This is a genomic window from Streptomyces tuirus (genome assembly GCF_014701095.1).
Lineage (GTDB): Bacteria > Actinomycetota > Actinomycetes > Streptomycetales > Streptomycetaceae > Streptomyces > Streptomyces tuirus.
In genome coordinates this window covers 5,319,182-5,342,590 of record NZ_AP023439.1, presented here as the reverse complement: position 1 = coordinate 5,342,590, position 23,409 = coordinate 5,319,182, and the positions used below count along the sequence as shown (strand labels likewise).

Annotated in this window: 23 protein-coding genes and 2 riboswitches; of the genes, 9 read left to right on the top strand and 14 right to left on the bottom strand. The window is 70.5% G+C overall.

Annotated features, from left to right (window positions below; translation table 11 throughout):
- The first annotated feature begins 4 nt into the window (after positions 1-4).
- The gene (locus IGS69_RS24670) at positions 5-787 is read left to right on the top strand and encodes an alpha/beta fold hydrolase (protein ID WP_190902697.1); all 783 of its coding nucleotides are present in this window, start codon (positions 5-7) and stop codon (positions 785-787) included.
- Between the two features lie 57 nt (positions 788-844).
- Here IGS69_RS24670 and mnmA read toward each other — a convergent pair whose 3' ends face one another.
- A complete protein-coding gene (gene mnmA / locus IGS69_RS24665) occupies positions 845-1,975 on the bottom strand; it encodes a tRNA 2-thiouridine(34) synthase MnmA (RefSeq protein ID WP_190902696.1) in 1,131 nt (376 codons plus the stop codon).
- A gap of 60 nt (positions 1,976-2,035) precedes the next feature.
- Between mnmA and IGS69_RS24660 the strand changes: the two genes are divergently transcribed.
- Positions 2,036-2,701 (top strand): N-acetylmuramoyl-L-alanine amidase, encoded by a 666-nt coding sequence (locus IGS69_RS24660; protein WP_190902695.1) that lies wholly within the window; start codon positions 2,036-2,038, stop codon positions 2,699-2,701.
- Positions 2,702-2,832: 131 nt separating this feature from the next.
- Here IGS69_RS24660 and IGS69_RS24655 read toward each other — a convergent pair whose 3' ends face one another.
- The 3 genes from IGS69_RS24655 to IGS69_RS24645 form a co-directional block, all read right to left on the bottom strand.
- Positions 2,833-4,002 carry a cysteine desulfurase family protein gene (locus tag IGS69_RS24655; protein ID WP_190902694.1) on the bottom strand — a complete coding sequence of 390 codons (1,170 nt, stop codon included), beginning with the start codon at positions 4,000-4,002 and terminating at the stop codon, positions 2,833-2,835.
- A gap of 140 nt (positions 4,003-4,142) precedes the next feature.
- Entirely contained in the window at positions 4,143-4,409 is a 267-nt protein-coding gene (locus IGS69_RS24650) for a DUF4190 domain-containing protein (RefSeq protein WP_190902693.1), read from the bottom strand.
- A 50-nt stretch (positions 4,410-4,459) separates the two neighbouring features.
- Positions 4,460-4,624 carry a hypothetical protein gene (locus IGS69_RS24645; protein ID WP_031103608.1) on the bottom strand — a complete coding sequence of 55 codons (165 nt, stop codon included), beginning with the start codon at positions 4,622-4,624 and terminating at the stop codon, positions 4,460-4,462.
- A 116-nt stretch (positions 4,625-4,740) separates the two neighbouring features.
- Here IGS69_RS24645 and IGS69_RS24640 point away from each other — a divergent pair, with 116 nt between their 5' ends.
- The gene (locus IGS69_RS24640) at positions 4,741-5,379 is read left to right on the top strand and encodes a TetR family transcriptional regulator (RefSeq protein WP_190902692.1); all 639 of its coding nucleotides are present in this window, start codon (positions 4,741-4,743) and stop codon (positions 5,377-5,379) included.
- A 306-nt stretch (positions 5,380-5,685) separates the two neighbouring features.
- Here the strand turns inward: IGS69_RS24640 and IGS69_RS24635 are convergent, their stop codons facing one another.
- The 10 genes from IGS69_RS24635 to IGS69_RS24590 all read right to left on the bottom strand — a co-directional run bounded on the left by IGS69_RS24635 (position 5,686) and on the right by IGS69_RS24590 (position 16,360).
- Positions 5,686-6,546 (bottom strand): thioesterase family protein, encoded by an 861-nt coding sequence (locus tag IGS69_RS24635; RefSeq protein WP_190902691.1) that lies wholly within the window; start codon positions 6,544-6,546, stop codon positions 5,686-5,688.
- A gap of 72 nt (positions 6,547-6,618) precedes the next feature.
- Positions 6,619-7,293 (bottom strand): trimeric intracellular cation channel family protein, encoded by a 675-nt coding sequence (locus IGS69_RS24630; protein ID WP_190904627.1) that lies wholly within the window; start codon positions 7,291-7,293, stop codon positions 6,619-6,621.
- Positions 7,294-7,378: 85 nt separating this feature from the next.
- Complete coding sequence (locus IGS69_RS24625; protein WP_190902690.1) at positions 7,379-8,539, bottom strand: ABC transporter ATP-binding protein; 1,161 nt, start codon at positions 8,537-8,539, stop codon at positions 7,379-7,381.
- A complete protein-coding gene (locus IGS69_RS24620; protein ID WP_190902689.1) occupies positions 8,536-9,618 on the bottom strand; it encodes an ABC transporter ATP-binding protein in 1,083 nt (360 codons plus the stop codon). Before IGS69_RS24620 ends, IGS69_RS24625 begins: the two co-directional genes overlap by 4 nt.
- Positions 9,615-10,625 carry an ABC transporter permease gene (locus tag IGS69_RS24615; RefSeq protein WP_190902688.1) on the bottom strand — a complete coding sequence of 337 codons (1,011 nt, stop codon included), beginning with the start codon at positions 10,623-10,625 and terminating at the stop codon, positions 9,615-9,617. The genes IGS69_RS24620 and IGS69_RS24615 overlap by 4 nt, the downstream gene beginning before the upstream one ends.
- 91 nt (positions 10,626-10,716) lie before the next feature.
- Complete coding sequence (locus IGS69_RS24610) at positions 10,717-12,483, bottom strand: ABC transporter substrate-binding protein (protein ID WP_190902687.1); 1,767 nt, start codon at positions 12,481-12,483, stop codon at positions 10,717-10,719.
- A gap of 8 nt (positions 12,484-12,491) precedes the next feature.
- A complete protein-coding gene (locus tag IGS69_RS24605; RefSeq protein WP_190902686.1) occupies positions 12,492-13,490 on the bottom strand; it encodes an ABC transporter permease in 999 nt (332 codons plus the stop codon).
- 345 nt (positions 13,491-13,835) lie between these two features.
- Complete coding sequence (locus IGS69_RS24600; protein ID WP_190902685.1) at positions 13,836-14,636, bottom strand: enhanced serine sensitivity protein SseB C-terminal domain-containing protein; 801 nt, start codon at positions 14,634-14,636, stop codon at positions 13,836-13,838.
- Between the two features lie 165 nt (positions 14,637-14,801).
- Positions 14,802-15,590: an enhanced serine sensitivity protein SseB gene (locus IGS69_RS24595; protein WP_190902684.1), complete on the bottom strand. Its 789-nt coding sequence runs from the start codon at positions 15,588-15,590 to the stop codon at positions 14,802-14,804.
- Between the two features lie 101 nt (positions 15,591-15,691).
- Positions 15,692-16,360: an AAA family ATPase gene (locus IGS69_RS24590; protein WP_190902683.1), complete on the bottom strand. Its 669-nt coding sequence runs from the start codon at positions 16,358-16,360 to the stop codon at positions 15,692-15,694.
- Between the two features lie 222 nt (positions 16,361-16,582).
- Positions 16,583-16,682: riboswitch (glycine riboswitch) on the top strand.
- A riboswitch (glycine riboswitch) is annotated at positions 16,683-16,802 on the top strand. It abuts the riboswitch before it with no gap.
- A 37-nt stretch (positions 16,803-16,839) separates the two neighbouring features.
- Between IGS69_RS24590 and gcvT the strand changes: the two genes are divergently transcribed.
- The 6 genes from gcvT to IGS69_RS24560 all read left to right on the top strand — a co-directional run bounded on the left by gcvT (position 16,840) and on the right by IGS69_RS24560 (position 23,409).
- Positions 16,840-17,976: a glycine cleavage system aminomethyltransferase GcvT gene (gene gcvT, locus IGS69_RS24585; RefSeq protein WP_190902682.1), complete on the top strand. Its 1,137-nt coding sequence runs from the start codon at positions 16,840-16,842 to the stop codon at positions 17,974-17,976.
- Positions 17,977-18,079: 103 nt separating this feature from the next.
- The gene (gene gcvH, locus IGS69_RS24580; protein ID WP_190902681.1) at positions 18,080-18,457 is read left to right on the top strand and encodes a glycine cleavage system protein GcvH; all 378 of its coding nucleotides are present in this window, start codon (positions 18,080-18,082) and stop codon (positions 18,455-18,457) included.
- An 8-nt stretch (positions 18,458-18,465) separates the two neighbouring features.
- Positions 18,466-19,728, top strand: a complete 1,263-nt coding sequence (gene glyA / locus IGS69_RS24575; protein WP_190902680.1) for a serine hydroxymethyltransferase — start codon at positions 18,466-18,468, stop codon at positions 19,726-19,728.
- 87 nt (positions 19,729-19,815) lie between these two features.
- Positions 19,816-21,198: an L-serine ammonia-lyase gene (locus IGS69_RS24570; RefSeq protein ID WP_190902679.1), complete on the top strand. Its 1,383-nt coding sequence runs from the start codon at positions 19,816-19,818 to the stop codon at positions 21,196-21,198.
- 100 nt (positions 21,199-21,298) lie between these two features.
- Positions 21,299-22,708: an MFS transporter gene (locus IGS69_RS24565; RefSeq protein ID WP_190902678.1), complete on the top strand. Its 1,410-nt coding sequence runs from the start codon at positions 21,299-21,301 to the stop codon at positions 22,706-22,708.
- A gap of 143 nt (positions 22,709-22,851) precedes the next feature.
- Complete coding sequence (locus tag IGS69_RS24560) at positions 22,852-23,409, top strand: glycoside hydrolase family 25 protein (protein ID WP_190902677.1); 558 nt, start codon at positions 22,852-22,854, stop codon at positions 23,407-23,409.

Sequence of the window (23,409 nt, the reverse complement as noted above, 5' to 3'; positions counted from 1 at the left end):
GAGCATGGACAAGAAGACTCTTTCGCGCGACGGCACCCGCATCGCCTACGAGAGCACCGGCCGCGGTCCCGCGGTCGTTCTGGTGAGCGGCGCGATGTCGACGGGCGGCACCCTGGCGCCGCTCGCCGTGTCGCTCTCGGAGCGTTTCCAGGCCGTGGTGTACGACCGCCGGGGCCGCGGCGCCAGCGCGGACACCGCGCCGTACGCCGTGGAGCGTGAGGTCGAGGACCTGGCCGCGGTGATCGAGGCAGTGGGCGGCGAGGCGCTCCTGTACGGCATCTCCTCGGGCGGGGCGCTGGCGCTGGAGGCGGCGGCGAGCGGGCTGCCGGTACGGCGCGTGGCGGTGTACGAGACACCGTTCGCGATGTCCGATGAAGGCGCCAAGGAGCGTGCGCGGTACACCGAGCGGCTGACGGAGGCGCTCGGCGAGGGGCGGCGCGGGGACGCGGTCGAACTGTTCCTGCGCCTGACCGGCCTGGCCGAGGGGGTGATCCAGGGTGCTCGCCAGTCCCCCATGTGGGCCGGCATGGAGACGATGGCCGCGAGCCTCGCCTACGACGACGCCGTGATGCGCGACGGCCGGGTACCCAGCTCCCGGCTGGGCTCGGTCGCCGTGCCCGTCCTCGCGATCGCGGGCGACGCGAGCCCCGCGTGGCTGCGCGAGGCGGCCCGGGCGATCGCGGACACGGTCCCCGAGGGCACGTACCGCACGCTTCAGGGGCAGACGCACATGGTCGAGCCGAATGTGCTGGCGCCGGTGCTGACGGAGTTCTTCAGCCGGGACTGAGCCAGGGGGCGCGGGACCACGCGCGCGTGGAGCCCGCCCCCCGGGTCCCGGGCAAGATCAGGCCACGCCCGCCGTCGCCCGGACCGTCGACGCGATCGTCGCCGAGCCCACCACGCGCGTGCCGTCGTACAGCACGATCGCCTGGCCGGGGGCGACGCCGCGGACGGGCTCCGCGAAGGACACGCGCAGCTCGCCGTCCACCGGCTCCGCCGTGACCTCGGTCTCGCCGCCATGGGCGCGCAGCTGGGCCGTGTAGGTGCCGGGGCCGGTGGGGGCGGCGCCGCACCAGCGCGGCTTGACGGCGGTCAGGGCGCCGACGTCCAGGGCGGAGGCCGGGCCGACGGTCACCGTGTTGTCCACCGGCGAGATATCGAGGACGTAGCGCGGCTTGCCGTCGGGGGCCGGGGTGCCGATGCGCAGGCCCTTGCGCTGGCCGATGGTGAAGCCGAACGCGCCCTCGTGGGTGCCGAGCTTGGCTCCGGTCTCGTCGACGATGTCGCCCTCGGAGCGGCCGAGCCGGTCCGCGAGGAAGCCCTGGGTGTCGCCGTCGGCGATGAAGCAGATGTCGTGGGAGTCGGGCTTTCTGGCCACGGCCAGGCCCCTGCGCTCGGCCTCCGCGCGGATCTCGTCCTTGGTGGTGAGGGTGTCGCCGAGCGGGAACATCGCGTGGGCGAGCTGCCGGTCGTCCAGCACACCGAGGACGTACGACTGGTCCTTGGCCATGTCGGAGGCGCGGTGCAGTTCGCGGGTGCCGTCCTCGCGGACGATCACCTGGGCGTAGTGGCCCGTGCAGACCGCGTCGAAGCCCAGGGCCAGCGCCTTGTCCAGGAGGGCGGCGAACTTGATCTTCTCGTTGCAGCGCAGGCACGGGTTGGGGGTGCGGCCGGCCTCGTACTCGGCGACGAAGTCCTCGACGACGTCCTCGCGGAAGCGGTCGGCGAGGTCCCACACGTAGAACGGGATGCCGATGACGTCCGCGGCGCGGCGGGCGTCGCGAGAGTCCTCGATGGTGCAGCAGCCGCGCGCGCCCGTCCGGAAGGATTGGGGGTTGGCGGAGAGCGCGAGGTGGACGCCGGTCACGTCGTGGCCCGCTTCGGCCGCGCGGGCGGCGGCGACGGCGGAGTCGACTCCGCCGGACATGGCGGCCAGGACGCGGAGGGGGCGGGGGCGCTGCGGGGTGTCAGTCATAACCCTTCCAGGGTAAGGGGACGCGGGAACCAGGGCCGCCGGATATCCGTTGACGATCACATGGGAGAGCGGAAGGCTTCGAGGGACGGCGACCGGAAGGTCGGCCGCCGCGCGCTGCTGATCGGCGGGACGGTGGCCGCGGCGGGCTCCGCCGTGCTCGCCCGGGACGAGCTGGCGCGCCTGTGGTGGCGCACTCCGGGCGTCGAGAAACCGCGCAAGGAGGGCGAGGTCGACTACGCGGGCGCGCGCTGGGTGGCGGCGTCGGACGCGAACTGGCGGCGCGCGGACCGCCCCGACGACTACGGCATAGACATGGTCGTGGTGCACGTCACACAGGGCAGCTTCGACAGCGCGGTGAAGGCCTTCCAGGACCCGGGACACAGGGCTGCGGCGCACTACATCGTCCGGCAGGACGGTCATGTCACGCAGATGATCCGCGAGCTGGACGTGGCCTACCACGCGGGCAACCGCGACTACAACGAACGCAGTGTCGGCATCGAGCACGAGGGTTTCGTGGACCGCCCGCAGGACCTCACGGACGAGATGTACGAGGCCTCGGCCCGTCTGACGGCCCGGATATGCGCCCGCTACGACATACCCGTCGACCGCGAGCACATCATCGGCCACGTGGAGGTCCCGGGCACGGACCACACGGACCCGGGGCGGCACTGGGACTGGGAGAAGTACATGCGCCTGGTCCGCCGGGCGCGTACGACGCCGGCCTGATCCGGCGCGGGCGCAGGACACCGGCCTGATCCGGCGCGGGCGCAGGACACCGGCCTGACCGCAGCGGCGTACGACGCCGGCCCGACGGCACCGGCCCGTTCGCGACGGACCTCGGCCCGGCCCCGGCGGAGTCAGGTCAGCCCCGCCGCCCTCGCCCGTTCCACCGCCGGGCCGATGGCCTTCGCCAGGGCCTCGATGTCGGCCTCGGTGGAGGTGTGGCCCAGGGAGAAGCGCAGGGTGCCGCGGGCGAGGTCGGGGTCCGTGCCGGTGGCGAGGAGGACATGGCTGGGCTGGGCGACGCCGGCGGTGCAGGCGGAGCCGGTGGAGCACTCGATGCCCTGGGCGTCCAGCAGGAGCAGCAGGGAATCGCCCTCGCAGCCGGGGAAGGTGAAGTGCGCATTGGCCGGAAGACGTCCCTCCGGATCCGGGTCGCCGCCCAGGATCGCGTCCGGCACGGCCGAACGGACCGCGCTGACGAGGGCGTCGCGCAGGGCGCCGATCTCGCGGGCGAACCACTCGTGCTGCTCGGCGGCCAGTCGCCCGGCGACGGCGAAGGAGGCGATGGCGGGCACGTCGAGGGTGCCGGAGCGCACATGACGCTCCTGGCCGCCGCCGTGCAGGACCGGCACGGGGGTGTGCTCACGGCCGAGGATCAGCGCGCCGATGCCGTAGGGGCCGCCGATCTTGTGGCCCGAGACGGTCATCGCGGCGAGGCCGGAGGCGGCGAAGTCCACGGGGATCTGACCGAAGGCCTGGACGGCGTCCGAGTGCAGCGGGACCGCGAACTCGTCTGCCACGTCGGCGAGTTCACGCACGGGCAGGATCGTCCCGATCTCGTTGTTCGCCCACATGACGGTGGCGAGGGCCACGTCGTCGGGGTTGCGGGCGATCGCCTCGCGCAGGGCGCCGGGGTGAACGCGGCCGTGGGAGTCGACCGGCAGGTACTCGACGGTGGCGCCCTCGTGTTCGCCGAGCCAGTGCACGGCGTCGAGGACCGCGTGGTGCTCGACGGGGCTGGCGAGGACGCGGGTGCGGGCCGGATCGGCGTCGCGACGTGACCAGTAAAGGCCCTTGACGGCCAGGTTGTCGGCCTCTGTGCCGCCCGAGGTGAAGACGACCTCGCTGGGGCGGGCGCCGAGGGCTTCGGCGAGGGTCTCGCGGGCCTCCTCGACGGTGCGGCGGGCCTGCCTGCCGGATGCGTGGAGGGAGGACGCGTTGCCGGTGGCACCCAGCTGCGCGGTGAGCGCCTCTGCCGCCTCCGGGAGCATCGGGGTGGTCGCGGCGTGGTCGAGGTAAGCCATGGTGAGCCCGATTCTACGGCTCCCTCTCGACCGGTCTCAGATCAAGGCTGGCCGAACGTGAACCGGCCTGCGGCGCGGCGACGGCCCGTCGTCCTCGGGCCCGGCCGCGGCGTACCGGCGGACGGTTGTCCGACGACGGCTCAGAAGCTCCACGAGATGGTGCTGTCGGACTCCATGAAGGCCGCGAGGACCAGCAGGTCGGCGACGCCCAGGCCCAGGCCCAGCAGTGCGCGGCCGCGGCGCTCGGTGCCGCGCCACAGGGCGATGCTCGCCAGCACGATGGCGATCGGCCCGAGGAAGAGGTTGAGCACGAGCAGGCCGAGCAGGCCGAGGATGAAGGACGCGACGGCCATACCGTCGGTGTCACGGATACCGGTGCGGCGCGAGGCCGGAGCGGTGAGCTGCATGAGGATCGACTCCCGAAGTCGGATCGGCGGGACGGTGGATGGCGCCGGTGTCAGTGGGCCTGGGTGTGGCGACGGCGGCCGCGCTCGCGGAGCGCGAAGATGCCGAGCCAGACGGCGATGACGGCGCCGACGGCGACGGAGAAGGTGAGCGGCGCGTGCGCGACGGTGCCCAGGACGACACCCAGCAGCAGGAGCGCGGCGACGATGAACAGCACGGGTAACAGCCCCCAAGGATTGGGTGAACGCTTGCAGTTACAGTTGTTCACTGACTTCCCAGTCTAACGTCTCTCATGACTTTCCAATTCGAGAGAACAGTTGTTAACTGCATGGTATGAGTCACACCCTCGGCATCCGGCAGGCCCAGAAGCAGAAGACCCGGCAGGCACTCCTGGACGCGGCCCTGATGCTGCTGGAGGGGCAGAGCCTGAGCAGCCTGGGACTGCGCGAGGTCACCCGCGCCGTCGGTGTCGCCCCGACCGCCTTCTACCGCCACTTCCGCTCCACGGCGGATCTGGGCGTGGCCCTGGTCGAGGAGGCTCTGGGCAGCCTGCACCCGATGATCCGGACGACGGTGTCCACGACGGGCGACCGCGAGGAACGCGTCACGCGCACCATCGATCTGATCGCCCGTCACGTCGACGGGTACCCCGCCCATGTCCGGTTCATCGCCCGTGAACGACATGGCGGAGTTCAGCCGGTCCGGGAGGCGATACGGGACCAACTGGCCCGGTTCGCCCAGGAGGTCAAGGACGAACTGGCCAAGGACCCGGTGTCCGGGGGCTGGAGCGAGGACGACCTGCTGATGCTCGCGCATCTCTACGTCGACCAGATGCTGAGCACGGCGTCGCTGTTCCTGGAGGCCCTCGAAGGGCCGGAGGGGGAGCGCCCGGAGCGGACCCGGCAGGTCGCACAGCTGGCGGCCCGCCAGATGCGGCTCATCGGCCTCGGCCGCCACCACTGGCTGGATTGACGCCGCCGCAGGCTCACTGGCCGGATCGACACCCCCGTACGCCGGATCGACACTCGCGTGACAACGCACAGGGGCGGCGCGCCCGTTCACCGGACGCGCCGCCCCTGCCGCGCCCCGGGCAGACCCGGGCCGGCCTTCGACAACACCTGTTGCGCCTACTGCTCCATCTACGTCTGCCGGCCTGCTGAGCCTGCCCCTGACCGCCCGCAGCCTGACCGCCGCTGTCCAGGACGACGAGGACTCAACCAACCCCGCCTGAGCCCCCCTTGGGGCCGTCCTGTGACCTGCCCGTCGATGCGGCGGAGTTCAGCCCAGCCGGACCCGCGCCAGCTGCCGGGACTGTGCGACCAGCCGGTCCGCGCTGTCCCACACCTCGGCGTCCTCCTCCAGGAAGCCGCCGGCGAGGTTGCGCGTGGTGATGGACACCCGCAGCGGGCCCGGCGCCGGACGGCAGCGGACGTGCACGGTCAGCTCGACGGTCGGCACCCAGCCCTTCAGGCCGATCTCGAAGGCGGTGGGCGGCAGCGCGTCCACCGCGAGCAGCAGGGAGAGCGGATCGGGGTCGCGCCCGTCCGCGAGGCCGAACCAGGCGCGCATCTCGCCCTTGCCGGAGGGCTGCCCGAGGGCCCAGCCCAGGGTCGACGGGTCGAGCTTGAGCATCAGCCGGTCGGTGATGGCCGAACTGCCGTCGACCGGGGCAGGTCCGTCCTCCGGGCCGAAGCAGTGCTCCGGCGGCGGGATCGCGGGCGGCCGGGCCGTCGTACGGACGTCGTCGGGCAGGGCGTCCAGGTCGCCGTAGGAGGCGAGGACGCGGATGCGTTCCACCTCGCGGCCCTCGTCGTCGTACTGGAAGAGGGAGGCCTGGCCGGTCGACAGGGTGCGGCCGGTGCGGACGACGTCGGTGCGGACGACCGCCGGGCCGGGCTGGGACGCGGTCAGGTAGTGCGCCGAGATCGTGAAGGGGTCGGCGTGCGGCAGGGCGTCCGCGAGGGCGCGGCCCAGGACGGCCAGCAGATAGCCGCCGTTGACGGCGCTGATGATCGTCCAGCCGGCGGAGAGGTCGATGTCGTAGACGCCGGGCGCGCGGCGGGTGAGCGCGGTGTCGCGGTCGAACTCGCTGTCGCCGATCGTGGCCCGGGCGGCCGGGGTGGTGGCTGCTTCTGGCATGACTGAACAGTACAAGAACTAACTACTAAGCGGTAGCTTTCCTCTGGCCCAGGAGAGGGGCGTACGCCCCCGTCACGGCAGGACGGGCTGCTCCTCCTCGCTCACCGTCGACCGGCGGTGCCACGCCCGCGGAGCTCGCCAGTGGTACCGCATCGCGAGCAGCCGCAGCACGAAGGCGGTGATCACCGCGACGCCGCTGGTGAGCGGGTTCAGGACGTCGTAGCGGATGCACAGGGCGATCAGCGCGGAGCCGACGATCGCCGGGACCGCGTACAGGTCGCGGTCCCAGCGCAGCAGTGAGGGCACCTCGTTGGCGAGGACGTCCCGCAGCACACCGCCGCCCACGGCGGTGGTCAGCCCGAGTCCCGCCGAGGCGGTCAGGCCGAGGCCGTACTCGTACGCCTTGATCGTGCCGGCGACGCAGAACAGGCCGAGGCCGGCCGCGTCGAAGACGTTCACCGCGACCTGGATGCGCTCCACCTGGGGGTGCAGGAAGAAGACCAGGAGCGTGGCGAGCAGCGGGGTGAGGAAGTAGCCCAGGTCCGTGAAGGCGGCGGGCGGTACGGCCCCGATGACCAGGTCCCGGAACAGCCCTCCGCCCAGCGCGGTGACCTCGGCGAGGACGGCCATGCCGAACACGTCGAAGTTCTTGCGCACGGCCAGCAGGGCGCCGGAGATCGCGAAGACGAAGATGCCGATCAGGTCGAGCGTGTGCTGGACGGACGGGCTGAAGAGTTGCTGGAGCACCCGCTCATTTTCACCCACGGGTGAGCCCCCGCCCCGATGTACGAGGGCGGGGGCTCGGGTGGACTCGCTCCCGGACCGGCCGGAGTCACTTCTCCACGGTCGCGGCGTCGTCCCCCGCGGTCTTCCCCACGTTGTTCTCGGCGGCCACCTCGTGCGCCGACGACAGCAGCTTGGTGTCCTGCGGCTGCTGGTCCGCGAAGTTCTCCGGGTGGTGACAGGCGACCCGCTGCCCGGCCCGCAGCTCCTTGAGCGGCGGCTCGGTCGTCTTGCAGATCTCCGTCGCCTTCCAGCACCGGGTGTGGAAGCGGCAGCCGCTCGGCGGGGCGATCGGCGAGGGCACGTCGCCCTTGAGCAGGATGCGCTCGCTCTTGGCGCCCCGGCGCTTCGGGTCCGGAACCGGCACGGCCGACAGCAGGGCCTTGGAGTACGGGTGCATCGGAGACTTGTACAGCTGGTCGCGTTCGGCCAGCTCGACGATCTTGCCGAGGTACATCACCGCGATCCGGTCCGAGACGTGCCGGACGACCGAGAGGTCGTGCGCGATGATCACGTACGTCAGGCCCAGCTCCTCCTGGAGGTCGTCGAGCAGGTTCACCACCTGCGCCTGGATCGACACGTCCAGCGCCGAGACCGGCTCGTCCGCCACGACGAGCTTGGGGTTGAGCGCGAGCGCGCGGGCGATGCCGATGCGCTGGCGCTGGCCGCCGGAGAACTCGTGCGGGTAGCGGTTGTAGTGCTCGGGGTTGAGGCCGACCACCGACAGCAGCCGCTGCACCTCCTTCTTCACACCGCCCTCGGGCTCGACGCCCTGGAGCCGGAAGGGGGCGCCGACGATCGTGCCGATCGTGTGGCGGGGGTTCAGCGAGGAGTACGGGTCCTGGAAGATCATCTGCACGTCGCGGCGCATGGGGCGCAGTTCGCCGGTCTTCAGGTGCGTGATGTCCTGGCCCTCGAACTCGACCGAGCCGCCGGTCGGTTCCAGCAGCCGGGTGATCAGCCGGCCCATGGTGGACTTGCCGCAGCCCGACTCGCCGACGACGCCAAGCGTCTCGCCCTTGCGCACCTCGAAGTCGATGCCGTCGACGGCACGCACCGCGCCGGTCTGCCGCTGGAGCAGGCCCTTGCGGATCGGGAAGTGCTTCTGAAGGCCGGTCACCTTCAGCAGGACCTCGCCGTCGGCGGTGGTGCCCTTGGTGAGGGTGCTCCCGCTGGTGTCCGGTGTGCTCACCGTTTTGTCGTCGCTCACAGCTTCGGCGCAATCTCTTCGGTCCAGATACGCTCCCGCTGCTCCTGCGTCATGTGGCAGGCGGCCCAGTGCGAGGGGCCGACCTCGGCCAGCTCGGGGCGGACGGTGCGGGTGACGTTGTCCTTCGGGACGTCGGCGTACGGGCAGCGCGGGTGGAAGGCGCAGCCGGACGGGAGGTTGATGAGGGAGGGCGGCGCACCCTTGATCGGGATGAGCCGGTCCGTCTCCTCGCGGTCCATGCGCGGCATCGAGCCGAGCAGGCCCCAGGTGTAGGGGTGGCGGGGCTCGGAGAACACGTCCTCGGCGGGGCCGCGCTCCACGCACCGGCCGCCGTACATGACCAGCAGGTCGTCGGCCATCTCCGCGACCACACCCAGGTCATGGGTGATCATGATGACCGCGGAGCCGAACTCCTTCTGCAGATCGTGGATCAGGTCCAGGATCTGCGCCTGCACGGTGACGTCCAGGGCGGTGGTCGGCTCGTCGGCGATGAGCAGCTCGGGGTTGTTCACCAGCGCCATGGCGATCATGGCGCGCTGGCGCATACCGCCGGAGAACTCGTGCGGGTAGCCGTCGACACGCTTGGCGGGCTCGGGGATGCCGACCCGGTCGAGCATCTCGATCGCCCGCAGCCGGGCGGCCTTCTTGCTGACGTCGTGGTGGACGCGGTACGCCTCGACGATCTGCTGCCCCACGGTGTAGTAGGGGTGCATCGCCGACAGCGGGTCCTGGAAGATCATGGCCATCTTCCGGCCGCGCAGCCGCCGTACGTCGTCGGGGTCTGCCGCGATCAGCTCCTGGCCGTCGAGCCAGACCTCGCCGGAGACCTTGGCGCGGGCGGAGCGGTGCAGGCCCATCACGCCGAGCGAGGTGACCGACTTGCCGGAGCCGGACTCGCCCACGATGCCCAGGGTCTTGCCCTTGCGCACGTCGAAGCTGACGCCGTCCACGGACTTGACCAGGCCGTCGTCGGTGTCGAAGTGGATGCGCAGATCACGGACGGACAGGAACACGTCGTCCGGGACGGACGCAGGCGTGGTGTCCGGTTCGCCGAGCGCGGCTTTGTCGAGCTTGCTCACGAGTACCTCACCCGGGGGTCGATGGCGGCGTACACCAGGTCGACGATCAGATTGCAGAAGACGATGAAGAACGCGGCGACCAGGGTCACGCCCATCACGATGGGCAGGTCGTTGTCCTTGATGGCCTGGACGGAGTAGGCGCCGATGCCCTGGAGGGAGAAGACGGTCTCGGTGAGCACCGCGGTGCCGACCAGGGTGCCGAAGTCCATGCCGAAGATGGTGACGATCGGGGTGAGCGCGGAGCGCAGGCCGTGCTTGGCCACGACCGTGGTCTCCTTGAGACCCTTGGCCCTGGCCGTTCTGATGTAGTCCTCACTCATCGTCTCCAGCATGCCCGCCCGGGTGAGCCGGGCGTAGAGCGCCGAGAAGAGGAACGCGAGGCTGATCCAGGGCAGCATCAGGTGCCAGGCCCATTCGGCCGGGTTCTCCGTGAACGGGACGTAGTCGATGCTCTCCCAGACCGGGATCTCGTAGACGAAGAGCGCGAGCAGGATCTGGCCGGTGAAGAAGATCGGCAGCGAGACGCCGGCGAGCGCGATGAACATGGCGAAGCGGTCGATCGGCTTGCCCTTGCGCAGCGCCGAGATGACGCCGGTCGTCACGCCGGTGACCAGCCAGATCACCGCCGCCCCGACGGCCAGCGAGAAGGAGACGGGGATCCGCTGCTCCAACTGCGGCCACACCTCGATGTGGCTCTTGAAGGAGTACCCGAAGCAGGGTGCGCTGCAGTGCGTCGCGTCGGGACCGAACTTGTAGTCGGCGCCCACCACGAGGCCCTTGAGGAAGTCCCAGTACTGGACGTAGAGCGGCTGGTCGAGACCCAGGTTCTGCTTGATCGCGGCAACGGATGCGGGGTTCGCGTCCTTGCCCACGTACTGGGTGGCCAACTGGTCGGCCGTCTGCCCGCCGATGCGGGGTACCAGGAAGAAGATGGCGAAGGTGACTGCGCTGACCACCAGCAGCAACAGCACTGCGCCCATGACGCGTCGGAGGATGTACGCAGCCACAGCTGTACGGCCCCAGGTGGCCGCGGCGGGATCGTCCGCCGCGGCCACCCGGTGCCTTCACCTGCCTTTCGAAAGGATCCGGCCTGCTGAATTACTTCGAGGAGCTCATCAGCAGGTAGTCGTACATGCCGAGGTAGGCCTGCGTGACCGTGACGTTCGTCGCGGACGTCGGCCGCAGCAGCAGGTTCTTGCGGTAGACCAGCGGGACGACCGAGGCGTTGTCGAGGACCATCTTGTCGATGTCACCCCAGGCCTTGGTGCGGGCCGCGTCGTCGGTGTTGGCGATCGCGTCCGTCAGGGCCTTGTTGATCTTCGGGTCGTCCAGCTCCATCAGGTTGTTGCCGCCCGAGGGCTTGATGGCGGCACCGTTGACGATCTGGTCGAGGAAGCCGTAGCCGGTCGGCCAGTCGGCGCCCCACGCCATCGAGAGCATGCCGAGCTTGTTGTCGTGGACGTAGCTCGGGACACCGGCGAAGTTGGAGAAGTACTTGCCGGAGGGGAACTGCTTGATCTCGACGTTGATGCCGATCTTCTTCAGCGACGCCTGGACGGCGGTCGCCGCGGCGACCTCGGCGGGGCGGTCGGAACGGGCCGTCAGGATCGTGTTGAAGCCGTTGGGCTTGCCGCACGCCTTCAGGGCCGCCTTGGCCTTGGCCACGTCACCCTTGTGACCGTCGGTCGCGTAGGTGTCGAACTTGGTGTAGCCGTTCACCGACGGGGGCAGCAGCGTGGTCGCCACGTCGCCCTTGGGCGAACCGCCCATGGCGTCGAGCACCGACTGCTTGTCGAGGCCCCACTGGACGGCCTTGCGGCAGTCGGCGTTGTCGAACGGCTTCACGTTCACGTTGAGCGCGATGTACTGCGTGGCGCCCGCGTAGGAGCTGTCCGTCTGGTTGGCGTACTTGCCGCGCAGCACCTTCGGCTGGGTCTGCGGCTGCACACCCGTGCCGGCCGCGTCAGCCGTGATCTTGTCGGAGAGCAGGTTGTTGTCGACCGTGACCGGGTTGACCTTGAACTTGATCGTGATCTTGTCCGGCAGGGCCTTGCGGATCGGGTCCGTCTTCTGGTCCCAGTTCTTGTTGCGCACGAGGGTGGCGCCGCGGCCCTCCTCGTAGGACTGGAACTGGTACGGGCCGGTGGACTGGATGGCCTGCACGTACTTGGCGCCGGTGTCCTTCGCCTGCGGCACGGGGGCCGTCTGCGAGAACGTCGCCAGGTAGTCGAAGTCGGCGAACGGCTGCTTCAGCTTGAAGACGATCGTCCGGTCGTCTGGCGTCTCGATGGACTTCAGGCCATCGGCGGACTTGTCCTTGTAGGGACCCTTGTACTTGTCGCCGCCCTCGAGGTACGCCTTGAAGTACGTCGGGCCGTTGGACAGTGCCTCGGGCGCGAAGTTGGAGCGCTCGATGGCGTACTTGACGTCCTTGGACGTCACCGGGGTGCCGTCCTGGAACTTCACACCCGCACGCAGCTTGTACGTCCAGGTCTTGGCATCCGGGCTGGACTTGCCGAGTCCCTCGGCGAGGTCCGGCACGACCTCCAGGCCTTCCTTGCCCGCCGCCGGCTTGAACGTGGTGAGCGTCCGGCCGTAGAGGCGGGAGAAGTTCTGCACCCAGCCGTAGTACGTGTTGCCCGGGTCGAGGGAGTCCGGCACGTCCGAGTGCTCGTACGTGGCCGTCCCTCCCTTCTTGTCCGACGCGTTGACGATCGAGTTCAGCGCGGCGTCCTTCTTGCCGTTGCCTCCCCCGTCGTTGTCGTCACCTCCGCCGCCGCACGCGGCAGCACCCAGCGACAGTGCCAGGACCGACGCAACGCCGGCGGTCACCCTTCTCGTCTTCACCTGAGGAAGCCCCCTCATTCGATGGATCACTTGCTGCGAGGGTCGAGGGCGTCACGCAGCCCGTCACCCAGCAGGTTGAAGGCCAGGACGGTGATGAAGATCGCCAGTCCAGGCACGAACATGTACTGCGGATCAGCCGTGTAGAGATCCACAGCGTTGCTGAGCATGCCGCCCCAGGAAGCCTGCGGCGGAGCGATACCGACGCCGAGGAAGCTCAGCGCGGCCTCGAACAGGATGTTCGTCGGGATGATCAGCGTCGAGTAGACGAGGATCGGCGCGACGAGGTTCGGGAGCAGTTCCCGGAACAGGACGTACGGGCCGCGTGCCCCGAGGCTCGTGGCGGCCTCGATGAACTCCCGCTTGCGCAGGGTCATCGTCTGGGCGCGCACGATGCGGCCGATGTACGGCCAGCTGAAGAAGCCGATCACGAAGATCAGCACACAGATGCGCAGCGGCAGGCCTTCGAGGCCGAAGAACCCGTCCTGCACCGAGGCGGAGATGGAGATCGCGAACAGCAGCAGGGGGAAGGCCAGGAACGTGTCCATGAGCCTGCTGATCACGCTGTCGATCCAGCCGCCGTAGTAGCCGGCGACGACCCCGAGCACGGTGCCGATGCACACGGACAGCAGCGTGGCGCCGCCCGCGACCAGCAGGGAGACCCACGAGCCGTCGATGATGCGGGCGAGCATGTCACGGCCGTACTGGGGGTCCACGCCGAGCGGGTGGTCCCAACTCATTCCGCCCCAGCCGCCCTTGGGTGCGAGCAGCGCGGGGTCGATGAGGTCCTGGTTGAACTTGTTGGGATCCAGGTTGAAGATCCACTGGATCGGCTTGGAGAACACCGCCAGCAGCGTGAGCAGGATGACGACGACGCCTCCCGCCATCGCCACCTTGTCCCGCTTGAAGCGCATCCAGGCGATCTGGGTGAGCGAGCGACCCTCGATCTGGCTCTTCTTGACCCCGGAGAGCACGGCCTCGGGCTGTGCTCCGGCTTCCGCCCCGGTGGTCTCGATGGGTGCGGTCACGGTGCGATTGACCCCTCTCGGGTTTCGGCGGTCGCCGAGCCCCTGGCTGCCGCTGTAGCGGTTTTGTTTGTCTCGTACACAAGACCGACCCGGCCCGTGTCTTGCGGGGAGTCTTCAACGCTTTGGCGATCTGTTGCCAGACTTGGCGGTGAATGGATGCGTAAACGTGATGCTGTCTGCAGGGTTCCGTTATCCGGACAACGGGTAGCGGGGGTCGGACGCGCCAGGACAGGGGCATTTTAGGACATCCTTGCGCCTATCGACCCTATCTACGCGCGAAGAGCTGAGCGGTTGTCGCGTTCGAGGGGTGAGGCGAGAGGTGCTCCGAAGGCGACTTCGAGCCGGTCAGTACCGGCCCTGCGCGGGAGGGTATCCATAGCCGGAGACCGGGGCCTGGACGGGGGCGGTGGCGTGGGCCTCGCGGTCGTAGAACGGGCGGGCCTTCGCACGCAGCCACATGGCCACCGGGTCGTGCTCGTCGGACAAGGCGACGGTCGACACGGGGAGCCCGTCCGGCACGGCGCCGAGGGACTGCTGCATCATCGCGCGCACGGAGTCCACGGCCGGCGGCGAGGTGTCGTACACATCCAGTCCGATGGCGAGGTACGGCGCCCCGAGCGCGGGCTGCACCCAGGCCCGGCGCAGCGAGCGGACGGCCGGGGTGCGGTGGGCGTTCTGCGCGAGCAGGGCGTAGAACTGCGGGACCTCGATGGCCGGTTCGGACAGCCGCAGCGGGCCGGCGGGCTGGCGGTCCAGGCCCGTGGCGATTCTGCGCAGGTCGAGCCAGGGGATGCCGACGCCGCCGCCGGGGGCGTGCGGGTTGAGCCAGAGGCCGTAGTGGTCGGGGAAGAGCGCGCGGGCGACGTCGACCCCGTCGACCACCTCGTAGGAGCGGTTCCAGCCGCTGGCGGAGAGCTCCTGGGCGGAGGTCACGCAGGGGGCGTAGCCGCAGCCCTCGACGTCCATGTTTCCGTACTGGGCGTCGGGGGAGCCGGCCTGCCCGTGCCACAGGAGCATCCAGATCTGGCCGCTGTGCGGGGTCGCGAGCGCGCGCAGGAGTGCCTCGTAGGCGTCATAACGCCCGGGCGTGACCTGGCGCAGCATGTGCTCGACCTGTCCGGCCGCGGCCGTGCCGCTCGCGCTCACCTTTACCGCCCCTTCGTACACCACCTCGACGGTGTCCTAGCTTAAGCCCGCGCGAGAGATCGGAGCTTGGGGTCGTATCGCGGCCGCGGGTCGTGGGCGGTCCCCGCGCCCACGCGGCGGAGCCGCACGACGACGACAGAGCCCCGCGCCCCTGGGGGAGTTGCCCTACCGCTGGTAGAACGGCCGGACCCGCTCCCGCATCCACGCTCCCACCGGGTCCTCCGCCACGTCCAGGAGGACGAGGTTGACCGGCCAGGGGGCCGGCACGGCGGTGACGGCCCGGGTGAGGGCGTCCAGGGGCAGGGCGCGCAGGTCCCCTTCCCACTGGGAGAGTTCGACGCCGACGAACATCACCGGGTCGGCGGTCTCGATGGCGGCGAGGCAGCGGCGGGCCGTGACGACGACTCCGGTCGCCTCGAACTCGGCGCAGGCGGCGGCGAGGAAGTCCACCGGGTCGTCCTGCCAGTCGGGCTCGAAGAGGCGGACCCGGCCGCCGCTCGAGGGACCGTCCAGCGGGGTCCGGCCGGCCCGGCAGAGCTCGGCCACGGCGGGCGGCGGAAGCGGGATGCCCACCACACCGCCCGGGTTGACGGCTATGCCGGCGTGCGGGGGCAGGCCGCGGGCGAACTCCACGGCGGGCGCGATGGTGTACGACATGTGGGAGCCGACGACCTGCCGGAACTGCTCCTCGGAGCTGAACACCGGGACGAACGCCTGGCCGTCGATCTCGATGCCGGGCAGGTCGAGGGGGCCGCTGTGCGGGCCGCCGCCGCTGGGCAGCGGGATCCACACGAAGCTCCGGCCGAGCACCTCGACGATCCGCCCGCCGGCCGCCGGTCCGGCACCGAGGGAGGCCGAGAGCACCTCCTCCAGCTCGTTGCCGGGCCAACCGCCGTGCGGGTGGGTCTGCGTCTGCGCCGGGAAGTCCGCGGAGAAGTCCGCCGGGATGTCCATCTGCCTACCGCCTGCCTGGAACCACTGCTGTGGCTCAAAGGCTAACGGCTGACGGACGCCCGGGAGCAGCGGGAACCGGGACTGTGCTGGACGGCGCGGGCTCAGCCCGTGAAGCCGATTCTGTGCAGGGTGTTCGCCGTGTCCCGGTCGGCGAGGACGGCCGATCCGCAGCCGGCGGGGAGGTCGCCGCGCTCCACCGCGCGCAGGAGGCGGTTGCCGGCCGCGCGGTGGCGCAGGAACGCGTAGCGCGAGACGCCGCGGCCGCGGTCGCGCTGACCGGCCAGGGCCTGCTCGGGGGTGACGTCGAGGAGGAGCAGGTGGAGCGTGCCGCCCCGGCGGCGGGCCTCGCGGGCGAGCCAGCGGCGGACCCAGGCCTGGGTGCCGCAGTCGTGCACGACGACGCCCTCCCCGGTGCGCAGGGCGCGGCGCAGCCCGGCGTAGTGGGAGAGGCGGACGAGGGGGCGGTACAGCGCGTACGGCAGGGCGCGCGGCATGCGGCGCTCCCAGCGGTCGCGGGTGTCCTGGGAGTCGATGCGCCGGCCCGGCACGGTGCGGCGCATGAGCGTCGACTTGCCGCTGCCGGGCAGGCCCGTCACCACGACGAGGTCGCGGGGGCCGAACAGCAGCGCGTGCGGGCCGCCCCCGGGGCGGTCGCGCAGGTCGCGGACGACCGGCGCCGGCGCCGGGGCGCGGACCGCCCGGACCGGAGCGGCGGCCGGCTGCTCGGGCAGCGCGATGCCCGTCGTCGCGTACGCGGTGGTCCTGTTCACCGTGATCGTCCTCCCCTGGGGCCAGGTACGGAGTCCCATCCCCGCCGAGTGTAAAGAGAAGGTAATGCGGCTGGCCTCTCATTTACGTTCCCGTCCTGCAACAGGGCTGCCACAGGTCGTCGTGCCCGGCGCGCGGGACTCGTGCACTCCCTGTGAAAGGTCCCCCTGCCGCGCCGGAAGGATGCGTGCAATGATGTGCGCGCCAACTGCATACCGGCCGTTTGAATCCGCGCGGGAGAGTCCCCAGCACCGCAAGAGCTGGGGCGCCGAAGGAGCAAGTCCCTCCCTTGAATCTCTCAGGCCCCGTTACCGCGCGGGCGAGGCACATCTGAAAAGCGGGCCGCCCCTGTCCTCGACGGGGACGCGGCTCCACCCAAGGTGCAAGCCATGGACCGGTGCGGTCATGGCGAACCTCTCAGGTTCCGATGACAGATGGGGAGGAACGCCCTCGCCCGTCATGCCCCTTGGAGACACCGACCGTGAGCAGTACAGGAGAACTCCGTCACACCGCGCTCGATGCCCTGCATCGTTCGCTCGGCGCGACGATGACCGACTTCGCCGGCTGGGACATGCCCCTGCGCTACGGCTCCGAGCGCGACGAGCACATCGCCGTGCGCACGAAGGCCGGCCTCTTCGACCTCTCCCACATGGGGGAGATCACCGTCACCGGGCCGCAGGCCGCCGCCCTGCTGGACTTCGCCCTGGTGGGCAACATCGGCGGCGTGAAGCCGGGCCGGGCCCGCTACACCATGATCTGCCGGGCCGACGGCGGCATCCTGGACGACCTGATCGTCTACCGGCTGGGCGAGACCGAGGCCGCCGCATCCGAATACATGGTCGTCGCCAACGCCTCCAACGCCCAGGTGGTGCTGGACGCGCTGACCGAGCGTGCCGCCGGCTTCGACGCCGAGGTGCGCGACGACCGGGACGCCTACGCGCTGCTCGCCGTCCAGGGGCCGCAGTCGCCGGGGATCCTGAAGTCCCTGACCGACGCCGACCTCGACGGCCTCAAGTACTACGCGGGGCTGCCCGGGACGGTCGCGGGCGTCCCGGCCCTGATCGCCCGGACCGGCTACACCGGTGAGGACGGCTTCGAGCTCTTCGTGAAGCCCGAGCACGCCGTCGAGCTGTGGCAGGCCCTGACCAAGGCCGGCGAGGGCGTCGGCCTCGTCCCGTGCGGGCTGTCCTGCCGCGACACACTGCGCCTGGAGGCGGGCATGCCGCTGTACGGGCACGAGCTGTCGACCTCCCTCACGCCCTTCGACGCCGGGCTCGGCCGGGTGGTGAAGTTCGAGAAGGAGGGCGACTTCGTGGGGCGCGAGGCCCTGCGCGAGGCCGCCGCCCGCGCCGAGCAGCAGCCGCCGCGCGTGCTGGTCGGGCTCGTCGCCGAGGGCCGCCGGGTCCCGCGCGCCGGGTACGCGGTCGTCGCCGGCGGCGAGGTGATCGGCGAGGTCACCTCCGGCGCCCCCTCCCCCACCCTCGGCAAGCCGATCGCGATGGCGTACGTCGACCCCGCGCACGCCGCGCCCGGCACGAGCGGCGTGGGTGTGGACATCCGGGGCAGCCACGAGCCGTACGAGGTCGTGGCGCTGCCGTTCTACAAGCGCCAGAAGTAGACACTGGCCGAAGGGCCGCGGCAGTGCCCCCGTGCCCGTCGTCCCAGCTCACCAGCAGTCCCCCCTTTCACAGCACTCCCGCGCGTACAGGAGAATCCAGGCCATGAGCAACCCCACAGCGCTGCGCTACAGCAAGGAGCACGAGTGGCTGTCGGCCGCCGAGGACGGCGTCTCGACGGTCGGCATCACGGAGCACGCGGCCAACGCGCTCGGTGACGTCGTGTTCGTCCAGCTTCCCGAGGTGGGCGACTCCGTGTCCGCCGGCGAGACCTGCGGCGAGCTGGAGTCGACCAAGTCGGTGTCCGACCTGTACTCCCCGGTCTCCGGTGAGATCACCGAGGTCAACGAGGACGTCGTGAACGACCCGTCGCTGGTGAACTCGGCCCCCTTCGAGGGCGGCTGGCTGTTCAAGGTGCGGGTCTCGGAGGAGCCCGGCGACCTGCTCTCCGCCGACGAGTACACCGCGTTCTCCGCGGGCTGAGGAGTCTTATGTCCGTCCTGAACACACCCCTGCACGAGCTCGACCCGGCGGTCGCCGCCGCTGTCGACGCCGAGCTGCACCGCCAGCAGTCCACGCTGGAGATGATCGCCTCGGAGAACTTCGCTCCGGTCGCGGTCATGGAGGCGCAGGGCTCGGTCCTGACCAACAAGTACGCCGAGGGCTACCCCGGCCGCCGCTACTACGGCGGCTGCGAGCACGTCGACGTGGTCGAGCAGATCGCGATCGACCGCGTCAAGGAACTGTTCGGCGCCGAGCATGCCAACGTCCAGCCGCACTCGGGCGCCCAGGCCAACGCCGCCGCGATGTTCGCGCTGCTCAAGCCGGGCGACACCATCATGGGTCTGAACCTCGCCCACGGCGGGCACCTGACCCACGGCATGAAGATCAACTTCTCCGGCAAGCTCTACGACGTCGTCGCCTACCACGTGGGCGAGGACGGCCGGGTGGACATGGCCGAGGTCGAGCGGCTGGCCAAGGAGTCCAAGCCGAAGCTGATCGTCGCCGGCTGGTCGGCCTACCCGCGGCAGCTGGACTTCGCCGCGTTCCGCCGGATCGCCGACGAGGTCGGCGCGTACCTGATGGTCGACATGGCCCACTTCGCCGGGCTGGTCGCGGCCGGGCTGCACCCGAACCCGGTGCCGCACGCGCACGTGGTCACCACCACGACCCACAAGACCCTCGGCGGCCCGCGCGGCGGTGTGATCCTCTCCACGGCCGACCTGGCCAAGAAGATCAACTCCGCCGTCTTCCCCGGTCAGCAGGGCGGTCCGCTGGAGCACGTGATCGCGGCCAAGGCGGTCTCCTTCAAGGTCGCCGCCTCGGAGGACTTCAAGGAGCGCCAGCGCCGTACGCTGGAGGGTGCCCGCATCCTGGCCGAGCGTCTGGTGAAGGACGACGTCCGGGCCGTGGGTGTGGACGTCCTGTCCGGCGGCACGGACGTGCACCTGGTCCTGGTCGACCTGCGCCACTCGGAGCTGGACGGCCAACAGGCCGAGGACCGCCTCCACGAGGTGGGCATCACGGTCAACCGGAACGCGATCCCGAACGACCCGCGTCCGCCGATGGTGACGTCCGGTCTGCGGATCGGCACGCCGGCGCTGGCGACCCGGGGCTTCGCCGCCGAGGACTTCGCGGAGGTCGCGGACGTCATCGCCGAGGCGCTGAAGCCGTCCTACGACGCGGAGGCCCTCAAGGCCCGGGTGAAGGCCCTGGCCGACAAGCACCCGCTGTACCCGGGTCTGAACGCGTAACGAAGAAACCTTTCGGGCGCCGTGCCCGCCATAAGCGGTCACGGCGCCCACCCCCTCCGCACCACCCATGCAGTCAGGAGTTCCCCCGTGGCCATCTCGGTCTTCGACCTGTTCTCGATCGGCATCGGCCCGTCCAGTTCCCACACCGTCGGCCCGATGCGGGCGGCCCGGATGTTCGCCCGGCGGCTGCGCAACGAGGAGCTGCTGGCCCCGACCGCACAGGTCCGCGCGGAGCTGTACGGCTCGCTGGGCGCGACCGGCCACGGCCACGGCACGCCCAAGGCGGTGCTGCTCGGCCTGGAGGGCGACTCCCCGCGCACGGTCGACGTGGCGGGCGCGGACGAGCGGGTGGAGGCGATCAAGGCGGGCGGCCGGCTGAACCTGCTCGGCGAGCACGAGATCGCGTTCTCCTTCGACGACGACATGGTCCTGCACCGCCGCAAAACCCTGCCGTACCACGCCAACGGCATGACCCTGTGGGCGTACGACGCCTCGGGCGCGGAGCTGCTGACGAAGACGTACTACTCCGTCGGCGGCGGCTTCGTCGTCGACGAGGACGCGGTCGGGGAGGACCGCATCAAGCTCGACGACACCGTGCTGAAGTACCCCTTCCGCACCGGCGACGAGTTGCTGCGCCTGACCGAGGAGACGGGTCTGTCCATCTCCGCGCTGATGCTGGAGAACGAGCGGGCCTGGCGCTCCGAGGAGGAGATCCGCGCGGGCCTGCTGGAGATCTGGCAGGTGATGCGGGACTGCGTGGCGCGCGGACTGTCCCAGGAGGGCATCCTGCCGGGCGGTCTCAAGGTGCGCCGCCGGGCCGCGAACACCGCGCGCAAGCTGCGCTCCGAGGGCGACCCGCTGGCTCTGGCGATGGAGTGGATCACCCTCTACGCCATGGCGGTCAACGAGGAGAACGCCGCCGGCGGACGGGTCGTCACCGCCCCCACCAACGGCGCCGCCGGCATCATCCCGGCGGTCCTGCACTACTACGTGAACTTCGGGGCCGGCTCTGCCTCCGAAGGAGAAAAAGAGGAGGGCGTGGTCCGCTTCCTGCTCGCCGCGGGCGCGATCGGCATGCTCTTCAAGGAGAACGCCTCCATCTCCGGCGCCGAGGTCGGCTGCCAGGGCGAGGTCGGCTCCGCCTGCTCCATGGCCGCGGGCGCCCTCGCCGAGGTCCTCGGCGGCTCCCCCGAGCAGGTCGAGAACGCCGCCGAGATCGGCATGGAGCACAACCTCGGCCTCACCTGCGACCCGGTCGGCGGCCTGGTCCAGATCCCCTGCATCGAGCGCAACGGCATGGCCGCGGTCAAGGCCGTCACGGCCGCCCGCATGGCGATGCGCGGCGACGGCTCCCACAAGGTGTCCCTGGACAAGGTCATCAAGACGATGAAGGACACCGGCGCGGACATGTCGGTGAAGTACAAGGAGACAGCCCGGGGCGGGCTGGCGGTGAACATCATCGAGTGCTGAGCCCGGACGGCGGGCGTCTCGCCATGCGAGATGGTGATACCGGAAAACGAGATGACTGACATCGTTGCAGGGCCCATGTTTCACACGTGAAAGCCGAACGATGCCCGCACCAGCCACCGGTCCCGCCCCCACGCCCGTCAACCCGAGGTCCCGCGTCCTCGTCGCCAGCCTCATCGGCACGACGATCGAGTTCTACGACTTCTACATCTACGCGACCGCCGCGGTGCTCGTCTTCCCCCAGCTGTTCTTCCCGAGCAGCGACCCGACCACCGCACTGCTGTCGTCGTTCGCGGTCTTCGGCGCCGCGATGGTCGCCCGCCCGGTCGGCGCCGTCGTCTTCGGGCACCTCGGTGACCGGCTCGGCCGCAAGAAGACGCTCGTCGTCTCGCTCCTGACCATGGGCATCGCCACGTTCCTCATCGGCGTCCTGCCCACCTACGCCCAGGCCGGCTGGGTGGCCACCGCGCTGCTCGTGCTGATGCGGCTCGCCCAGGGCTTCGCGCTCGGCGGCGAGTGGAGCGGTGCGGCCCTGGTCGCGACCGAGAACGCCCCCAGCGGCAAGCGCGCCCTGTACGGCACCTTCCCGCAACTGGGCGCCCCGCTCGGCTTCATCATCGGCAACGGCCTGTTCCTGGGCATGGGCGCGCTCCTGCCGTCCGCGGCCGGTGCCGACCCCTCGCAGCCCTCGGAGGCCTTCCTCAGCTGGGGCTGGCGCGTCCCGTTCCTGTTCTCCGCCGTGATGGTCGCGATCGGCCTGTGGGTGCGCTCCCGGCTCGTGGAGTCGGCGGTCTTCGCCAGGACCCGCGAGTCCGGCGGGGTGCGGCGGCTGCCGCTCGCCACGGTGGTGCGCAGCCACGGGAAGCAGCTGGTCCTGGGCACCTTCATCATGCTGGCGACCTACGTGCTCTTCTATCTGATGACCACGTTCTCGCTCAGCTACGGACGCGCCGCGAAGGACGCCGCCGTGCCCGGACTGGGGTACGGCTACTCGACGTTCGTGCTCATGATGATCTTCGGTGTGCTGTTCTTCGCCGCGTTCACCCTGGTCTCCGGACCGCTCGCGGACCGCTACGGCCGGCGCATGACCCTGATCTCGGTCACCGCCGCGATCGTGGTCTTCGGTCTGGTCTGGGTGCCGCTGATCGAACTGGGCACCCTCGGCGTGGTGCTGTGGCTGGTGCTCGGCTTCACCCTGATGGGCATGACCTTCGGCCCCATGGGCGCGCTGCTGCCGGAGCTCTTCCCGACCAGCGTGCGCTACACCGGCTCCGGCATCTCGTACAACGTCAGCTCGATCCTCGGGGCGGCGGTCGCCCCGTTCATCGCCGTGGCGCTGTGGGAGACCGGGGACGGCTCGCCGTGGCTGGTCGGTGTCTACCTCTCGGCGATGGCGGTGCTGACGCTGATCGCGCTCCTGCTCGGCAAGGAGACCAAGGACGTCTCCCTGGACGACCAGGAGGCCGTCGCCGGCGACCCGGCCCGCGCCCCGGCCGGCTCCCCCGCCCCCTGAAAACCGACCGCCGAACCCACCGGCGTTCACCACCGCCGGGCCGCGAGCCTCCTCGCGCCCGGCGTACGGCCGCCCTCGCGGGGCATAACAACAACCCCTGACCCAAGGGAACTTCAGCCCCACCCGCACCAGAGGGAGCCCCCATGCTGCGCGGCATCGACGTGAGCGCCTACCAGTCCTCCTCCTACGGCACCGACGGCCTGTCCTTCGTCTTCGTCAAGGCGACGGAAGGCCGCTCCTACGTCAATCCCAAGCTCGCCGCGCAGACCGGACGAGCCCGGGACGCCGGGCTGGTCGTCGGCTTCTACCACTTCCTGTGGCCCGGCAACCTGACGGCCCAGGCCGAGTACTTCGTGAGCAAGGCCCCCGACCGGGCGGGCGACATCCTCGCCGTCGACTGGGAGAACACGAGCGAGGGGACCCACGCGAGCAACGCGGAGAAGGACCTGTTCATCAGGAAGCTGAAGGACCTCCGGCCGGACAACCAGGTGGTGCTCTACTGCAACCGTCACTTCTGGCTCAACGTCGACACCACCTCCTATGCGGGCGACGGCCTGTGGATCGCCGACTACGTCTCAGCGGGCAAGCCCCGCATCAAGGCGAAGTGGCGCTTCCACCAGTACACCGACGACCCGCTCGACAAGAACGTGGCCGACTTCGAGAGCAAGGCGGCGCTGCGGAGGTGGGCGGAGGGCGCCTGA

Coding starts and splice junctions, on each gene's coding strand:
- mnmA (WP_190902696.1), bottom strand. CDS start 1,975: ATGACTGACACCCCGCAGCGCCCCCGCCCCCTCCGCGTCCTGGCCGCC.
- IGS69_RS24655 (WP_190902694.1), bottom strand. CDS start 4,002: ATGGCTTACCTCGACCACGCCGCGACCACCCCGATGCTCCCGGAGGCG.
- IGS69_RS24560 (WP_190902677.1), top strand. CDS start 22,852: ATGCTGCGCGGCATCGACGTGAGCGCCTACCAGTCCTCCTCCTACGGC.
- IGS69_RS24565 (WP_190902678.1), top strand. CDS start 21,299: ATGCCCGCACCAGCCACCGGTCCCGCCCCCACGCCCGTCAACCCGAGG.
- IGS69_RS24650 (WP_190902693.1), bottom strand. CDS start 4,409: ATGCAGCTCACCGCTCCGGCCTCGCGCCGCACCGGTATCCGTGACACC.
- IGS69_RS24635 (WP_190902691.1), bottom strand. CDS start 6,546: ATGCCAGAAGCAGCCACCACCCCGGCCGCCCGGGCCACGATCGGCGAC.
- IGS69_RS24640 (WP_190902692.1), top strand. CDS start 4,741: ATGAGTCACACCCTCGGCATCCGGCAGGCCCAGAAGCAGAAGACCCGG.
- IGS69_RS24660 (WP_190902695.1), top strand. CDS start 2,036: ATGGGAGAGCGGAAGGCTTCGAGGGACGGCGACCGGAAGGTCGGCCGC.
- IGS69_RS24595 (WP_190902684.1), bottom strand. CDS start 15,590: ATGGACATCCCGGCGGACTTCTCCGCGGACTTCCCGGCGCAGACGCAG.
- gcvH (WP_190902681.1), top strand. CDS start 18,080: ATGAGCAACCCCACAGCGCTGCGCTACAGCAAGGAGCACGAGTGGCTG.
- glyA (WP_190902680.1), top strand. CDS start 18,466: ATGTCCGTCCTGAACACACCCCTGCACGAGCTCGACCCGGCGGTCGCC.
- IGS69_RS24670 (WP_190902697.1), top strand. CDS start 5: ATGGACAAGAAGACTCTTTCGCGCGACGGCACCCGCATCGCCTACGAG.
- IGS69_RS24610 (WP_190902687.1), bottom strand. CDS start 12,483: ATGAGGGGGCTTCCTCAGGTGAAGACGAGAAGGGTGACCGCCGGCGTT.